Origin of the sequence: Streptomyces sp. NPDC052682, assembly GCF_040678435.1 — a bacterium.
In the GTDB taxonomy this organism is placed as follows: Bacteria; Actinomycetota; Actinomycetes; order Streptomycetales; family Streptomycetaceae; genus Streptomyces.
Genome location: NZ_JBFATS010000005.1, coordinates 245,269 through 260,012, shown reverse-complemented (window position 1 = coordinate 260,012; position 14,744 = coordinate 245,269). Strand labels below are relative to the sequence as shown.

Here is a 14,744-nt window from a genome sequence, read left to right as displayed (position 1 = left end):
GTAGGCTCGTCCCTTGTGAGTACGCGCGCGGCACAGGCACTTCGGCACGGTGGTGACGTCGTGTGCGCGGTGCGCGGACTGACCAAGACCTATCCGGCCGTGCGCGGGCGGCGCGGCGCCCCGGCGACGCCTGAGGTCCGGGCCACCGACGACGTACGGCTGGACATCCGGCGCGGTGAGATCTTCGGGCTGCTCGGGCCGAACGGGGCCGGCAAGTCCACCCTCGTCAGGCAGCTCACCGGCCTGATGCGGCCCGACCACGGCAGCGTGGAGATCCTCGGGCACGACATCGTGCGCCACCCCGAACGGGCCTCACGGATCCTCGCCTACCTCGGGCAGGAGTCCACCGCCCTCGACGAGCTGACCGTGTCCCTGGCCGCCGAGACCACCGGGCGGCTGCGCGGCCTGGACGCGCGGCAGGCCCGGGCCGAGCGGGACGCCGTCCTCGACGAACTGGGCCTCGCCCCGCTCGCCGGACGCCCGCTGAAGAAGCTGTCCGGCGGCCAGCGGCGGCTCGCCTGCTTCGCCGCCGCGCTGGTGGGGGAGCGGCCGCTGCTCGTCCTCGACGAGCCGACCACCGGCATGGACCCCGTGGCCCGGCGCGCGGTGTGGTCCGCCGTGGACCGGCGACGCGCCGAACGCGGGACGACCGTGCTGCTCGTCACCCACAACGTGATCGAGGCCGAGACCGTCCTGGACCGGGTCGCCGTCCTCGACCGGGGCCGGGTGATCGCCTGCGACACCCCGGCCGGACTCAAGGAGAAGGTCGCCGGAGAGGTACGCGTCGACCTGGTGTGGCGCGCGGCGGCCCCGCTCCACGTCCCCGAGGTCGCCGCGCTGCGGGACCGGGCCGCGGAGGCCGGCCGCCGCTGGACCCTGCGGCTGGCGCCCGAGGAGGCCCGCGCGGTCGTCGCCACCGTCACCGGCGGGGCCGCGTTCGCCGCCCTGGACGACTTCACGCTCGCCACCCCCAGCCTGGAGGACGTGTACCTGGCGCTGGGCGGGGCCGCGCAGCAGGGGCTGGTGAAAGCGTGAGCACATGGACGGCCGGATCCGTACGCAAGAGGGCGAGGGCCGGAACTGGTGAAGGGAAGCAGCGCGACGTGAGTGTCGTACCCGCCGATGTCCTGCCGGGCAGCGCCCTGGCCGCGCCGGAGAACGCCCCGGGCCCGGCCGAGCTCGGGCCGCGGGCGCGGCTGTGGCCGTCGCTGGCGGCCGTGTACCGGGCGCAGCTGTCCCGGGCCCGGGTCGCGCGCATTCCGCTGCTGTTCGTGGCGACCTTCCAGTCGATCGGGATCATGATCCTGATGCGCGGGGTCGTGGACGGCGGGGGCGAGGCGCGCGCCGTGGTCGCCGGGGCGTCGGTACTGGTGGTGGCCTTCGTGGCGCTGAACCTGCTCGCGCAGTACTTCGGTCAGCTGCGGGCCAGCGGCGGGCTCGACCACTACGCCACGCTGCCGGTGCCGCCGGCGGCCGTGGTGCTGGGGGCGGCGGGCGCGTACGCCTCCTTCACCGTGCCGGGGACCGTGGTGACCGCCGTCTTCGGGTGCGTGCTGTTCGGGCTGCCGCTGGCGCACCTGTGGGTGCTCGTCGCCGTCATCCCGCTGGCGGGCGCCGCGCTCGCCGGGCTGGGGGCGGCCCTGGGGCTGCTCGCGCCCCGGCCGGAACTGGCCACGCTGCTCGGACAGCTCGGCATGTCGGCGGCGCTGCTGCTCGGCGTGCTGCCGGCCGACCGGATGCCGGAGGTGGTGCGGCTCGCGCGCGACCTGCTGCCGTCGACGTACGGCGTCGAGGCGTTCGCGCGGACGTTCGGGCCGCACCCGGACTGGGCGTTCGTGCTCGGGGACCTCGCGGTGTGCGGGATGGTCGGCGTCGTCTCCCTGGCCGTCGCCACCTGGGCCTACCGCCGGGCGGCCGTCCGGTGACGGCGGGGCGCTCGTCCGGTGACGCGTCGCACAGGGGTACCTGGCACGATGGCAGAGTGACCGCACCGCTTACTCCACCCCCGCCCCCGCATGACCACTCGACGCACCAGGGATGGCAGACCCCGCCGCCCCACGGTCACGACGCCGGGGGATACGGACAGGACGGCCCGGGGATGAAGGCCGAAGTGCGGGAAGCAGCCGTCATCACGGTGGCGGTGGCGCTCGGCGGTGCGCTGCTGGGACTGCTGTGGTGGTGGCTGGCGCCGCGGGTGCCGCTGGTCGGTGACGTGGTGGACGGCAACTGGGTCGTCTACCTCAAGGACACCGAGGGGGAGCAGGCGGTCGGGGTGGACGGCACGTTCACGCTGCTCGCGCTGGCCTTCGGGCTGGTGAGCGCGGTGGCCGTCTTCGCGCTGCGGCGGCGCGGGGGCGTGCCGCTGGTGGTGGCGCTGGGCGTCGGAGGGCTGCTCGGGTCGTTGCTGGCCTGGCGGCTCGGCGTCTGGCTCGGGCCCGCGCAGGATGTGATCGCCCATGCCAAGCAGGCCGGCAAGGGGGTCACCTTCTCGGCGCCGATGAAGCTGGGCGCCAAGGGGGCGTTGCTGGCCTGGCCGCTCGCCGGGCTGGTGGTGCACCTGGGGCTCACGGCGCTGTTCGGCCCCCGGGATCCCGAGCCGGGGTATGCCGACGGGGCGTACCAGGGACCTGCCGGGGTATAGCGGCGCGGTGTCGGGCGCTCCCCCCAGGCTTTCGAGGCGCTGGGGGGAGGCACGCGGGCCCGGGCGGCCGTGTCAGGCCCGGCCGATGGGCGCCAGGACCGCGTCCGTCAGCTTCGCCAGGTCCTGTGGGGAGAGCTCCACCTCCAGGCCCCGGCGGCCCGCCGAGACGCAGATCGTCTCGTGTGACGAGGCCGATGCGTCGATGACCGTCGGGAGCTTCTTGCGCTGTCCCAGGGGGGAGATGCCGCCGCGGACGTAGCCCGTGGTGCGTTCCGCCAGGGCCGGGTCCGCCATCGTGGCGCGTTTGCCGCCCACCGCCGAGGCCAGGGCCTTCAGGTCCAGCTGGCCCGCGACCGGGACCACGGCCACCGTCAGGGTGCCGTCGACGTCCGCCACCAGGGTCTTGAAGACCCGGTCCGGCGAGACGCCCATCGCCTCGGCCGCCTCCTGGCCGTAGGACGGGTGGGAGGGGTCGTGGTCGTAGGCGTGGACCGTGTAGTGGACTTCGGCGGCTGTCAGGGCCACCGTCGCGGGCGTGCCCCCGGACTGCTGCTTCTTCGCCTTCTTCGCCATGCGGATCCGCTTCAGTTGAGACTCGTCGGGCCGCGCGTCAGCTCCGACGCCGGCAACGACGGCAGACTACGGATGATGGCCGTCTCCGAGCGAAGGAGTTTCAGTTCGTCGCGCAGGCGGGAGGCGGTGTCCGGAGCCTGCAGCAGGCGCTGCTTGGTCGGCGTGTCCAGCATCATCGCGGCGGCCACCAGGTAGGAGACGACGCCCGGCTCGTCCGGCAGGTCCGCGCCGGTCGCCAGCGACCGCTCCCGGGCTCCCGCGAGCCGCTTCTGGTACTGCCGGAAGGACCGCAGCACGCCCTCGGCCAGCGGGCCCGCCTCGTCGCCGGGCTCCTCGGCCAGCGGCGCCAGTTCCGCGGTCAGGAACGGCCCGGAGGCGTCCACCGACAGCAGCCGCACCCGGGTCGTGCCGGTGGCCAGCACCTCGAAGGTGCCGTCGGTGCCCTCCCGGATGGTGGCCGCGTCCGCGATGCAGCCCACCTTGTGGAAGGACTTCAGCGGGTCGGGGCCGAAGCCGGCCGCGGGGCCCCGCTCGGGCAGCGCTGTCGGGTCGGGCATGCCCGGGGCGCTCGGCGCCACCTCGTGGCCGTCGCGGATCGCCACGACGGCGAACCGGCGCGGTTCGTCCTCCGGGGTCTTCAGCAACTCGCGCATCATGGCGCGATAGCGCTCCTCGAAGACGTTGAGCGGGAGCACGAGCCCTGGGAAGAGCACCGAGTTCAGGGGGAAGAGCGGCAGCCGGACGGTGGTCACGACGCAGAAGCCTAATGGTCGCCGGACCGGTTGCGTTCGCCGTGCCCGCCTGGTGGCTGCCACGGACGCGACGGCGGCCGCCCGGCCACCGCGGCCCGGATGTCCTCGCGCACCCGCAGGAAGTCGCCGAGCGGGTCGTCCGACAGCCGGTCCCAGGGGAAGGACGTGGCGTACGGGCCGTTCAGGCGCAGCTGCTCGGCCGCGTCGCCCCAGCGCTCCAGGCGCACCAGGACGAACAGCAGCAGATTGCGCATCCGCGCGGGCCACGGGTCGGCCTGCGGGAGCAGGGGGGACAGCGCGACCGCCCGGTCGGCGGCCGCGTCCAGCCGCGCGCGCGGCACCTCGGGTCCGCAGCCGTCGGTGAGGTAGGCGAACGCGGCGTGCAGCGGCAGCGCCTGCACGAGCGAGTCGGCCGGGGCGTCCTGCGCGGCCCGGTCGGCGAAGTCGAAGCACTCGCGGTGCGAACCGTGCCAGGACTCGGCCAGGTAGCGCAGGGCCGCGACATGGCAGCCGTAGTGGTGCGGGGCCCGGCGGACGGCGGCCGCCCAGAGCTCCTCGAAGTACGTGTGCCCGGCCTGCGCGCCCCGCGCGTGGTCCAGCGCGACCCGCCACGGCACCGGGTCCCGGTCCTCGGCCCGGGCGGCGGCCGTGATCAGCGGGCTCACCTCGCGCAGCAGCTCGGCCCGGGCCGGGGACTGCCAGGCGCGGTCCACCGCCAGCTGGGCCAGGACCAGCAGGGCGTCGGGATCCTGCGGGGCGGCGGCGTGCCAGGCCTCCAGCCACTCGGGGCGGGAGCGCGCGAAGGCGGCCAGCCGGGTCGCGTACCGGTCGCGGCGCTCCCACTCGGCTGCCGCGCGGGTGGCGGCGAGCAGCTCGGCGGCGGCCTCGTACGTGCCGTCGGCGGCGCCGACCAGCGCGGGGGACAGGCGGTCGTCGGGCGCGTCGAGCACCACCTCGTCGTCGGCGGGCGGTGCGGCGGCGGGGCGGGAGACGGTCCTTGCCATCCGGGTCGTGCGGATGAACGGGGGCAGCAGAGCCATGGTGCCGACCATTGAAAGACCGCAGGTCATGACGGCGCCAGAGTCTTCACGATACTCGCCAAAGGTTGTACGTCACCCGGTCAAGGCACGGCAAAAAGGTGACCGTTCAACAACCTTGGTCACAAGAACCACACTCAGCCGCGCCGCAGCAGCCGCGTCGCCCCCGCCGCCACCGTCGTCGCCAGCACCCAGCCCAGCAGGATCATGACCGTGGCCAGCCACTGCCAGCCGCCGCGCAGCTGCCAGAAGCCCACCTGCCCCAGGTCGATGACCGGCAGCAGCAGGTCGAGGGCGAACAGGGCGGCGTTCCAGTCCGGATGCTCACCGCTCTTGAGCGGCGGATGGTCGGCGTGCGCGAAGGCGAACGAACCCGCCGCCCACAGCACCGCCATCCACACCGCCGCCCGGCCCGGCCGGTAACCGTAGGCGACCGTCCAGTCCTGGGCGTACCCCCACAGCTTGGCGGCGAGCGGCAGGCTCTCGCGGCGCCGGCGCTGCTTGGCGAGCAGCACCTCGCGGGCGTCCTCGTCCTCGCCCCCGGCCCGCAGCACGGCGGCCAGCCGCTCGTAGGGCTCCGGGTTGTACTCGGCCGTCGCGGCGGCCACCCAGTCCAGCCGCTGGGCCAGCGTGAACGGGCCGCGCGGCACGAGGTTCTCGTAGCTGAAACCGCCCATGTGCAGCCGGCCCGGGCCCGGCCAGCTGTCCGCGCGGTCCATCAGGTTGACGATCCGCGCCCCCGACAGCACCACGTGCCCGCGTGCGGGCCGCTCCCCGAGGAAGCGCAGCTCCGGCGTCTGCACCCGGCGCAGCGACAGCTCCTGTTCGTCCGTGAGGGTGAACCGCGCCGACTCCAGGTCGACCGCGTCCCCGAACCGCCCGTCGTCCAGCCGAATCCCGCCCCGGCACTCGAACCGCTGCACGCGCGTGCCACGCGCCGGCGTCGCACCGCTGAGCGCCTGGCCGCCCAGGCCCGCAGGGGTGAGGTACAGGGTCCGCTCGACGGTCAGCTGCGGGGCGTTCAGCGCGAGCCGCGCGGAGGGGTTGGCCAGCCGGGCGCCGCGCAGGCTCAGCGACACGCCGATGGTGGCGGCGCGCAGGCTCAGCTCGCCGTGCGACTCCAGCAGCTCCGCCTGTAAGTCCTGCCCGACGGTCATGCCGTCCGCCGCGATCGAGCGGCCGCCGCGGTCCCGGTACACGATCGCCTGGTTGAGCAGCAGATCCGTGCCGATCTGCGCGTCGGTGAGCCGTATGCCGCCGTGGAACCGGCAGCGGGGCAGGTGCAGGTCGCCCTCGGTGTGCAGGCGGGCCGCCTCCAGCCGCGGAACGGAGCAGTCCACCAGCCGCACGGTCGTGAAGCGGGACTCCGGCAGCAGGATCTCCCGCTCGAAGCGGCAGCCGCGCATCTCGACGTACGGCTCCACCGTGCCGCCCGCGAGGTCGACGGTGCCGCTGATCTGCACGCCCACCAGCTTCAGCGACGACACCCGGCCCGCCAGCGGGGAAGGCCCGTCCAGCAGCAGCCAGCACACGATCCGGGCCCGCACGGTCCGCTCCGGCCCCCAGGGGTGTCCGCCGTGGGGATCGTCGACGACCGCGTCCCCGCTGCTCAGGTCGTACACACTGCCGTTGCGGAAGGCCTGCCACATGCCGGCCTCCGCGGCGGTCAGGTCGGCCGGCGGATCCCCGGCACGCAGGCGGGCCCCTTCGGTCACAGCTCTCCCTTCCTCCCCGGCTACTCGCGGGTCAGTGCCTCGTACACCCGTTCATGCCCACTGTGTGACTCCCTGAACACCGAAAGTGACGGAGATCGTGGGGGCCGAGTTCCTGAAGCGACCTGTATCAGCCACTGGAACGCGGCGACGGCGCGCCGACGGGGTCTGAGAGAATTGAGCCCGTGCTGCACTATTCCTTCCTGGCCCGAATCGATCTGCGCGGCGACGCCCTTCCGGAGGGCCCCGCCCTGCGCGACCTGCTGCCCCGAGCCGACTTCGACGTGGCGGCCGCCCTGGAGAAGGTGCGTCCGATCTGCGAGGCCGTGCATCATCGGGGCGACGCGGCGCTGATCGACTTCGCCGAGAAGTTCGACGGAGTGAAGCTCGACCAGGTGCGGGTCCCGGCGGCGGCGCTCACCCGCGCCCTGGAGGAACTGGACCCGGCCGTGCGCGCGGCGCTGGAGGAGTCCATCCGCCGCGCCCGCCTGGTGCACCGCGCCCAGCGCCGCTCCACCCACACCACCCAGGTGGTGCCCGGCGGCTCGGTGACCGAGAAGTGGGTGCCGGTCGAGCGGGTCGGGCTGTACGCGCCCGGCGGCCGGTCGGTGTACCCGTCCTCCGTCGTCATGAACGTCGTGCCGGCCCAGGAGGCCGGCGTCGGGTCCATCGCGCTCGCCTCCCCGGCCCAGGCCGAGTTCGGCGGCCTGCCGCACCCGACCATCCTGGCGGCCTGCGCCCTGCTCGGCGTCGACGAGGTCTACGCCGCCGGCGGTGCCACCGCGGTGGCGATGTTCGCCTACGGCACCGAGTCCTGCCCGCCCGCGAACATGGTCACCGGCCCGGGCAACATCTGGGTCGCCGCCGCCAAGCGCTACTTCACCGGCAGGATCGGCATCGACGCCGAGGCCGGCCCGACCGAGATCGCGATCCTCGCGGACTCCACGGCCGACCCGGTGCACGTCGCCGCCGACCTGATCAGCCAGGCCGAGCACGACCCGCTGGCCGCCGCCGTCCTGGTCACCGACTCCGTGGAGCTCGCGGACGCGGTGGAAAAGGAGCTCCAGGCGCAGATCGCCGCCACCAAGCACGTCGAGGACCGCATCCGCCCGGCGCTCTCCGGCAGGCAGTCCGCGATCGTCCTGGTCGACGGCATCGACGGGGGCCTGAGGGTCGTCGACGCGTACGGCGCCGAGCACCTGGAGATCCAGACGGCCGACGCCGCCGCGGTCGCCGGCCGCGTCAAGAACGCCGGCGCGATCTTCGTCGGCCCCTGGGCGCCCGTCTCGCTCGGCGACTACGCGGCGGGCTCCAACCACGTCCTGCCCACCGGCGGCTGCGCCTGCCACTCCTCCGGCCTGTCCGTCCAGTCGTTCCTGCGCGGCATCCACATCGTGGACTACACGCGGGACGCGCTGGCCGAGGTGGCGCACCACGTGGTCACGCTGGCGGAGGCGGAGGACCTGCCCGCGCACGGCGCGGCGATCAAGGCGAGGTTCGGCTGGAAGGTGCCCGGTCAGTGACGTTCGGTATCGACGATCTCCCCGTACGGGACGAGTTGCGCGGCAAGTCCCCCTACGGCGCGCCCCAACTGGACGTCCCCGTCCGGCTGAACACCAACGAGAATCCCTACCCGCTGCCCGAGCCGCTGGTCGAGCGGATCGCCGAGCGGGTCCGCGAGGCGGCCCGCAGCCTCAACCGCTACCCCGACCGGGACGCGGTCGAACTGCGCACCAAGCTGGCCGAGTACCTCACCCGGACCTCCGGCCACCAGGTCGGCCCGGCCAACGTCTGGGCCGCCAACGGCTCCAACGAGGTCCTCCAGCAGCTGCTGCAGACCTTCGGCGGCCCGGGCCGCACGGCGATCGGCTTCGAGCCGTCGTACTCGATGCACGGCCTGATCGCCCGCGGCACCGGCACCGGCTGGATCTCCGGCCCCCGGGGCGACGACTTCACCATCGACCTGCCCGCGGCCCGGCGGGCCATCGCCGAGCACCGGCCGGACGTCGTCTTCATCACCACCCCCAACAACCCCACCGGCAACGCGGTCCCGCGCGAGACCGTCCTCGCGCTGTACGAGGCCGCCCAGGCGGCCAAACCGTCGATGGTGGTGGTCGACGAGGCGTACATCGAGTTCAGCCACGGGAACTCGCTGCTGCCGCTGCTCGAGGGGCGGCCGCACCTCGTCGTCTCGCGCACCATGTCCAAGGCGTTCGGCGCCGCCGGCCTGCGCCTGGGCTACCTCGCCGCGCACCCGGCCGTCGTGGACGCCGTCCAGCTCGTACGGCTGCCCTACCACCTGTCGGCCGTCACCCAGGCGACCGCCCTGGCCGCCCTGGAGCACACCGACACGCTGCTGGGCTACGTCGAGCAGCTCAAGGCCGAGCGCGACCGGCTGGTCGCCGAACTGCGCGCGATCGGCTACGAGGTGACCGAGTCGGACGCCAACTTCGTGCAGTTCGGCCGCTTCCCCGACGCCCACGAGGCCTGGCAGCGGATCCTCGACCGGGGCGTGCTGGTCCGGGACAACGGCGTACCGGGGTGGCTGCGGGTCACCGCCGGAACACCGGAGGAGAACGACGCGTTCCTCGACGCGGTCCGTCAGTTGAAGAAGGAGCCAAGTTCATGAGCCGCGTAGGACGCGTGGAGCGCACCACCAAGGAGACCTCGGTGGTCGTCGAGATCGACCTCGACGGCACCGGCAAGACCGACATCTCCACCGGCGTCGGCTTCTACGACCACATGCTCGACCAGCTCGGCCGGCACGGTCTGTTCGACCTGACCGTGAAGACCGAGGGCGACCTGCACATCGACTCGCACCACACCATCGAGGACACCGCCCTGGCGCTGGGCGCCGCCTTCAGGCAGGCCCTCGGCGACAAGGTGGGCATCTACCGCTTCGGCAACTGCACGGTGCCGCTGGACGAGTCCCTCGCCCAGGTCACCGTCGACCTGTCGGGCCGGCCGTACCTGGTGCACACCGAGCCGGAGAACATGGCGCCGATGATCGGCCAGTACGACACCACCATGACCCGGCACATCCTGGAGTCCTTCGTCGCCCAGGCGCAGATCGCGCTGCACGTGCACGTGCCCTACGGGCGCAACGCGCACCACATCGTCGAGTGCCAGTTCAAGGCGCTGGCCCGGGCTCTGCGGTACGCCTCCGAGCGGGACCCGCGCGCCGCGGGCATCCTGCCCTCCACGAAGGGCGCGCTGTGAACGGCATCTCGACCCTGCTGATCGTCGTCGGCCTCTTCCTGGTCGGCGGGATCATCTCCTTCGTCAAGCAGAAGATGCCGACGAGCCTCATCGTGCTGCTCTCGATCGGTGCCGCGCTCTGTCTCGTCGCCGGTGTCATGAGGCTGGAGGTGTGGAACTGATGAGCACCACCGGGACCGCCAAGAAGGTCGTGGTCTTCGACTACGGCTTCGGCAACGTCCGCTCCGCCGAACGCGCCCTGGCGCGCGCGGGAGCCGACGTGGAGATCACCCGCGACTACGACACGGCCATGAACGCCGACGGGCTGCTGGTGCCCGGCGTCGGCGCCTTCGCCGCCTGCATGAAGGGGCTGAAGGAGGCGCGCGGCGACTGGATCATCGAGCGCCGGCTGTCCGGCGGCCGCCCGGTGATGGGCATCTGCGTCGGCATGCAGATCCTCTTCGCGCGCGGCATCGAGCACGGCGTGGAGAGCGAGGGCCTCGCCGAGTGGCCCGGCTCGGTGGAGCCGCTCCAGGCCGACGTCGTGCCCCACATGGGCTGGAACACGGTGGACGCGCCGGCCGGCTCGGAGCTGTTCGCGGGCCTCGACGCGGACGCCCGCTTCTACTTCGTGCACTCCTACGCCGTCCACGACTGGTCGCTCGAGGCGCACAACCCGGCGATGCGGGCCCCGCTCGTCACCTGGTCCACCCACGGCAAGCCGTTCGTCGCCGCCGTCGAGAACGGCGCCCTGTGGGCGACCCAGTTCCACCCCGAGAAGTCCGGCGACGCCGGAGCCCAGCTCCTCACCAACTGGATCGGAACACTGTGAGCACGCTCGAACTCCTCCCCGCCGTCGACGTCCGCGACGGGCAGGCCGTCCGCCTGGTGCACGGCGAGTCCGGCACCGAGACCTCCTACGGCTCCCCGCTGGAGGCCGCCCTCGCCTGGCAGCGCTCGGGCGCCGAGTGGCTGCACCTGGTGGACCTGGACGCCGCGTTCGGCACCGGGAACAACCGGGAGCTGATCGCCGAGGTCACCCGGGCCATGGACATCAAGGTCGAGCTCTCCGGCGGCATCCGGGACGACGACACCCTGGCCGCGGCCCTCGCCACCGGCTGCACGCGCGTGAACCTCGGCACGGCCGCCCTGGAGACCCCCGAGTGGGTCGCCAAGGTCATCGCCGAGCACGGCGACAAGATCGCGGTCGGTCTCGACGTACGGGGCACCACCCTGCGCGGCCGCGGCTGGACCCGCGACGGCGGCGACCTCTACGAGACGCTGGAGCGGCTCAACCAGGAGGGCTGTGCCCGGTACGTCGTCACGGACATCGCCAAGGACGGCACCCTGCAGGGCCCCAACCTGGAGCTGCTGAAGAACGTGTGCGCGGCGACCGACCGCCCGGTGGTCGCCTCCGGCGGCGTCTCCTCGCTGGACGACCTCAGGGCCATCGCCGAGCTGGTTCCGCTCGGTGTCGAGGGGGCGATCGTAGGGAAGGCGCTGTACGCGAAGGCGTTCACCCTGGAAGAGGCCTTGGAGGCTGTGTCGAGATGAGCGAAGCCGTGCGGCGTGTGCAGAGCGGGAGTCCCTGGGAAGAGTCCTTCGGTTTCGCACGCGCCGTGGCGGCGGGCGACCGTGTGCTGGTGGCGGGCACCACGTCCTTCAAGGGCAGTGTGCTCTACGGGGAGGGCGACCCGTACGAGCAGGCCAAGGTGGCCTTCACCAGCGCGCTGGAGGCGATCGGCGAGTACGGGCTCGGCGTCGACTCCGTGATCCGTACGCGTATGTTCCTGACCCATGCGCGGGATGTCGAGGATGTGGGCCGCGCCCACAAGGAGTTCTTCGGCGCGGTGCGGCCGGTGTCGACCCTGCTGGTCGTCGAGGGCTTCGTCGACCCCCGCATCCTGGTGGAAGTGGAACTAGAGGCATACAGAGGAGCCGTGGATTCATGACCCTGGCGGTCCGAGTCATCCCCTGCCTGGACGTGGACAACGGCCGGGTCGTCAAGGGCGTCAACTTCCAGAACCTGCGCGACGCGGGCGACCCGGTCGAGATGGCCAAGGTGTACGACGCCGAGGGCGCCGACGAGCTGACGTTCCTGGACATCACCGCGTCCTCCGGCAACCGCGAGACCACCTACGACGTGGTGCGCCGCACCGCCGAGCAGGTGTTCATCCCGCTCACGGTCGGCGGCGGGGTCCGTACGGCCGAGGACGTGGACAAGCTGCTGCGGGCGGGCGCCGACAAGGTGGGCGTCAACACCGCCGCGATCGCCCGGCCCGACCTGATCCGGGAGATCGCGGAGCGCTTCGGCCGGCAGGTGCTGGTGTTGTCGGTGGACGCCCGGCGCACCGAGTCCGGCTCCTTCGAGGTCACCACCCACGGCGGCCGTCGCGGCACCGGGATCGACGCCGTGGAGTGGGCCCACCGGGCGGCCGAGCTCGGCGCGGGGGAGATCCTGCTCAACTCCATGGACGCGGACGGCACCAAGGACGGCTACGACCTGGAGATGATCGCGGCCGTCCGCAAGCACGTCACGGTTCCCGTGATCGCCTCCGGCGGGGCGGGCAGGCTGGCGGACTTCCCGCCGGCGATCGAGGCGGGCGCGGACGCGGTGCTGGCGGCTTCTGTCTTCCACTTCGGGGACCTGCGGATCGGACAGGTGAAGCAAGCGCTGCGGGAGGCGGGACACCCCGTCAGGTGACCTCGTGGTGAGCCCCGGCCGTGCGCGGCCGGGGCTTTCTGCTGGGGTAGTGCGAAAGGAAAGTTGCGCAATATCCATTGTGCAAGTTTTCTTTCGCATCTAGCGTCGGTGGCATGGAAGGCAAGGAGAGAGACCGCCGGATCACCGACCTGGGCACGCTAAAGGCGCTCGCCCACCCCCTGAGGTCGAGGCTGTACCGCGGACTGCTGATGGCCCAGGTCGCCACCGCCTCCCAGCTCGCGGAGCAGGTCGACGAGGCCGTGTCGCTGGTCAGCTACCACCTGCGCAAGCTCGCCGAACACGGGCTGATCGAGCAGGCCGAGCCGCGCAGCGCGGACGGGCGGGAGCGCTGGTGGCAGCCGGCCTCGGACGGGGTGAGCATCCACGACGAGGACTTTCGCGACGCCCCGGAGAAGGCCGCCGCGCACGCCGCGGCGAGCAGGCTCTTCTTCGAGCAGCGCGCCGACCTGTACCGCCGGTACCTCGACGAGCGGGCCCACTGGGGTCCCGAGTGGAACGCCGCGGCCGAGTCCTCCGAGACGGTGCTGCGCCTGACGGCGGGTGAACTCGCCGAGCTCACCGCGGAGTTGCGGGCCCTGGCGCGGAGGTACCAGGAGAGGGCCCGGGCCGCCGAGGCGGCCGGGGACACCGCGGGGCGGGAGAACGTCGCGCTGCACACGGCCGCCTTTCCGTTCCGCACCTGAGGGGGATTGTCGTGGTCACGACTGACATGCCGGTGGTGTCCGACGCGGCGAGACCCGCACACCGGGACCCCGGCGTCCTGCGCTGGCTCAGCGCCTACACCTCGTCCGCGATCGGGGACAGCGTCTACTACATCGCCCTGTCGTGGGCGGCCGTCCAGGCCGGGACGCCCGCGCAGGCCGGACTGGTGACGGCCGTCGGTGCCGTGCCCCGGGCCCTGCTGATGCTGGGCGGGGGCGTGGTCGCCGACCGGTACGGGCCGCGCCGGGTGGTGCTCGGCAGCAGTGCGGTGCGCTGCCTGCTCGTCGTCACCGCGGCCGGGCTGCTGCTCGCGACGCGCCCCGGGCTGTGGGCGCTGGGGGCGGTGGCGGTGCTCTTCGGGGTCGTCGACGCGGTGTTCCTGCCGGCCGCGGGGGCGTTGCCCGCCCGCATCACCGGCCGGGACCAGCTCGCCCGGGTCCAGGGCATGCGAGGACTCGCGACCCGGCTCGCCACCGTCCTCGGCGGGCCGCTCGGGGGTCTCGGGATCGCCTTCGGCGGAACGGCCGGGGCCTTCGGGCTCGCCGCGCTGCTGATCGGGGTGTCGCTGCCGGTGCTGTGGGCCGTACGGGTCGGGCCGCTGCCGCCGGACGAGCGGCAGCCGCGCAGGGCCGTCCTGGGCGAGCTGAAGGACGGCTTGCGCCACCTGGCCCACGATCCGGTGCTGCGCCCGCTGATGCTCGCCGTGGCCCTCGCCGACCTGGGCTTCGTCGGCCCGATGAACCTGGGGCTGACCCTGCTGTCCCAGGAGCGCGGCTGGGGTTCGTCCGGTATGGGCTGGGTGCTCGCCGGGTTCGGCACCGGGGCAGGAGCCGCCTCGCTGCTGCTGACCCTGCGCGGGCGGGTGCCCCGGGCCGGGCTGGTCTTGGCGCTGGCGGAACTCGGCGGCAGCGTGGCCATCGCCGGGCTCGCCCAGGCTGGGTCCGTGGCCGCGGCGACCTGCGTGGCCCTCATCGTCGGGCTCCTGTGCGGCCTGGGCGGAGCGCTGAGCGGGGCCCTGACGCTGGCCCAGGCGGGCCCCGCCTTCGCCGGCCGCGTCACGGCGGTCTCCACCCTGGTCGGCTTCGGCGTCGCCCCGCTCACCTTTCCGCTGGTCGGCTGGGCGGCCGGCCGGTGGGGCACCGGCCCGGTCTTCGCGGCCTGCGCCGCGCTGTCCGCGGTGGGTGCGCTGGTCGCGCTGTGCGCGGCTCGGGTCCGCCGCGCCGAGCTGCCCGGCTGACCATGAGCCGACCGGCTGCCCACCGCACCTCCGGTGCGGGGCCTGGCCCCGTGCGGCGCGCTTGGCCGGGCACTGGCCCGTGCCTCGCGGCTTGCGCCGTGCTGCCGTTCCGGGCGCCGGGTCTTGAGCGGCCTGCGCCGTGCTGCCGTTCCGGGGGCCGGGTCTTC

At 73.4% G+C, this 14,744-nt stretch carries 17 protein-coding genes; 13 read left to right on the top strand and 4 right to left on the bottom strand.

Annotated features, from left to right (window positions below; translation table 11 throughout):
- The first annotated feature begins 60 nt into the window (after positions 1-60).
- The 3 genes from AB0K80_RS10010 (at position 61) to AB0K80_RS10000 (ending at position 2,641) form a co-directional block, all read left to right on the top strand.
- Entirely contained in the window at positions 61-1,035 is a 975-nt protein-coding gene (locus tag AB0K80_RS10010; RefSeq protein WP_365667935.1) for an ABC transporter ATP-binding protein, read from the top strand.
- A 68-nt stretch (positions 1,036-1,103) separates the two neighbouring features.
- Positions 1,104-1,925: an ABC transporter permease gene (locus tag AB0K80_RS10005; RefSeq protein ID WP_365667716.1), complete on the top strand. Its 822-nt coding sequence runs from the start codon at positions 1,104-1,106 to the stop codon at positions 1,923-1,925.
- Positions 1,926-1,981: 56 nt separating this feature from the next.
- Entirely contained in the window at positions 1,982-2,641 is a 660-nt protein-coding gene (locus AB0K80_RS10000; protein WP_365667714.1) for an AAA family ATPase, read from the top strand.
- 72 nt (positions 2,642-2,713) lie between these two features.
- Here AB0K80_RS10000 and ybaK read toward each other — a convergent pair whose 3' ends face one another.
- The 4 genes from ybaK to AB0K80_RS09980 all read right to left on the bottom strand — a co-directional run bounded on the left by ybaK (position 2,714) and on the right by AB0K80_RS09980 (position 6,718).
- A complete protein-coding gene (gene ybaK, locus AB0K80_RS09995) occupies positions 2,714-3,214 on the bottom strand; it encodes a Cys-tRNA(Pro) deacylase (RefSeq protein ID WP_365667712.1) in 501 nt (166 codons plus the stop codon).
- Positions 3,215-3,225: 11 nt separating this feature from the next.
- Positions 3,226-3,966: an LON peptidase substrate-binding domain-containing protein gene (locus AB0K80_RS09990; RefSeq protein ID WP_365667710.1), complete on the bottom strand. Its 741-nt coding sequence runs from the start codon at positions 3,964-3,966 to the stop codon at positions 3,226-3,228.
- Between the two features lie 11 nt (positions 3,967-3,977).
- Positions 3,978-5,018: a hypothetical protein gene (locus AB0K80_RS09985; RefSeq protein ID WP_365667708.1), complete on the bottom strand. Its 1,041-nt coding sequence runs from the start codon at positions 5,016-5,018 to the stop codon at positions 3,978-3,980.
- A 122-nt stretch (positions 5,019-5,140) separates the two neighbouring features.
- Complete coding sequence (locus tag AB0K80_RS09980) at positions 5,141-6,718, bottom strand: oxidoreductase (protein WP_365667707.1); 1,578 nt, start codon at positions 6,716-6,718, stop codon at positions 5,141-5,143.
- A 200-nt stretch (positions 6,719-6,918) separates the two neighbouring features.
- Between AB0K80_RS09980 and hisD the strand changes: the two genes are divergently transcribed.
- From hisD to AB0K80_RS09930, 10 genes are all read left to right on the top strand, one after another.
- Positions 6,919-8,238: a histidinol dehydrogenase gene (gene hisD, locus AB0K80_RS09975; RefSeq protein ID WP_365667933.1), complete on the top strand. Its 1,320-nt coding sequence runs from the start codon at positions 6,919-6,921 to the stop codon at positions 8,236-8,238.
- On the top strand, positions 8,235-9,344 hold the full coding sequence (locus AB0K80_RS09970; RefSeq protein WP_365667705.1) for a histidinol-phosphate transaminase: 1,110 nt from the start codon (positions 8,235-8,237) through the stop codon (positions 9,342-9,344). Before hisD ends, AB0K80_RS09970 begins: the two co-directional genes overlap by 4 nt.
- On the top strand, positions 9,341-9,934 hold the full coding sequence (hisB, locus tag AB0K80_RS09965; RefSeq protein WP_365667703.1) for an imidazoleglycerol-phosphate dehydratase HisB: 594 nt from the start codon (positions 9,341-9,343) through the stop codon (positions 9,932-9,934). The genes AB0K80_RS09970 and hisB overlap by 4 nt, the downstream gene beginning before the upstream one ends.
- Positions 9,931-10,095: a hypothetical protein gene (locus AB0K80_RS09960; RefSeq protein ID WP_365667701.1), complete on the top strand. Its 165-nt coding sequence runs from the start codon at positions 9,931-9,933 to the stop codon at positions 10,093-10,095. Before hisB ends, AB0K80_RS09960 begins: the two co-directional genes overlap by 4 nt.
- Positions 10,095-10,745, top strand: a complete 651-nt coding sequence (gene hisH / locus AB0K80_RS09955) for an imidazole glycerol phosphate synthase subunit HisH (RefSeq protein WP_365667699.1) — start codon at positions 10,095-10,097, stop codon at positions 10,743-10,745. Before AB0K80_RS09960 ends, hisH begins: the two co-directional genes overlap by 1 nt.
- The gene (priA, locus tag AB0K80_RS09950) at positions 10,742-11,467 is read left to right on the top strand and encodes a bifunctional 1-(5-phosphoribosyl)-5-((5-phosphoribosylamino)methylideneamino)imidazole-4-carboxamide isomerase/phosphoribosylanthranilate isomerase PriA (protein ID WP_365667697.1); all 726 of its coding nucleotides are present in this window, start codon (positions 10,742-10,744) and stop codon (positions 11,465-11,467) included. Before hisH ends, priA begins: the two co-directional genes overlap by 4 nt.
- Positions 11,464-11,865 carry a RidA family protein gene (locus AB0K80_RS09945; RefSeq protein WP_365667695.1) on the top strand — a complete coding sequence of 134 codons (402 nt, stop codon included), beginning with the start codon at positions 11,464-11,466 and terminating at the stop codon, positions 11,863-11,865. The genes priA and AB0K80_RS09945 overlap by 4 nt, the downstream gene beginning before the upstream one ends.
- Positions 11,862-12,617, top strand: a complete 756-nt coding sequence (gene hisF / locus AB0K80_RS09940) for an imidazole glycerol phosphate synthase subunit HisF (protein WP_365667693.1) — start codon at positions 11,862-11,864, stop codon at positions 12,615-12,617. The genes AB0K80_RS09945 and hisF overlap by 4 nt, the downstream gene beginning before the upstream one ends.
- Before the next feature lie 113 nt (positions 12,618-12,730).
- Complete coding sequence (locus tag AB0K80_RS09935) at positions 12,731-13,321, top strand: helix-turn-helix domain-containing protein (RefSeq protein ID WP_365667691.1); 591 nt, start codon at positions 12,731-12,733, stop codon at positions 13,319-13,321.
- Positions 13,322-13,347: 26 nt separating this feature from the next.
- Positions 13,348-14,577, top strand: a complete 1,230-nt coding sequence (locus AB0K80_RS09930) for an MFS transporter (RefSeq protein ID WP_365667932.1) — start codon at positions 13,348-13,350, stop codon at positions 14,575-14,577.
- The last annotated feature ends 167 nt before the right edge of the window (positions 14,578-14,744 follow it).

Bases quoted from the DNA above. Each gene is read 5' to 3' on its own strand.
- ybaK (WP_365667712.1), bottom strand. From the start codon at position 3,214: ATGGCGAAGAAGGCGAAGAAGCAGCAGTCCGGGGGCACGCCCGCGACG.
- AB0K80_RS09985 (WP_365667708.1), bottom strand. From the start codon at position 5,018: ATGGTCGGCACCATGGCTCTGCTGCCCCCGTTCATCCGCACGACCCGG.
- hisB (WP_365667703.1), top strand. From the start codon at position 9,341: ATGAGCCGCGTAGGACGCGTGGAGCGCACCACCAAGGAGACCTCGGTG.
- hisH (WP_365667699.1), top strand. From the start codon at position 10,095: ATGAGCACCACCGGGACCGCCAAGAAGGTCGTGGTCTTCGACTACGGC.
- AB0K80_RS09945 (WP_365667695.1), top strand. From the start codon at position 11,464: ATGAGCGAAGCCGTGCGGCGTGTGCAGAGCGGGAGTCCCTGGGAAGAG.
- hisF (WP_365667693.1), top strand. From the start codon at position 11,862: ATGACCCTGGCGGTCCGAGTCATCCCCTGCCTGGACGTGGACAACGGC.
- AB0K80_RS09935 (WP_365667691.1), top strand. From the start codon at position 12,731: ATGGAAGGCAAGGAGAGAGACCGCCGGATCACCGACCTGGGCACGCTA.
- AB0K80_RS09930 (WP_365667932.1), top strand. From the start codon at position 13,348: ATGCCGGTGGTGTCCGACGCGGCGAGACCCGCACACCGGGACCCCGGC.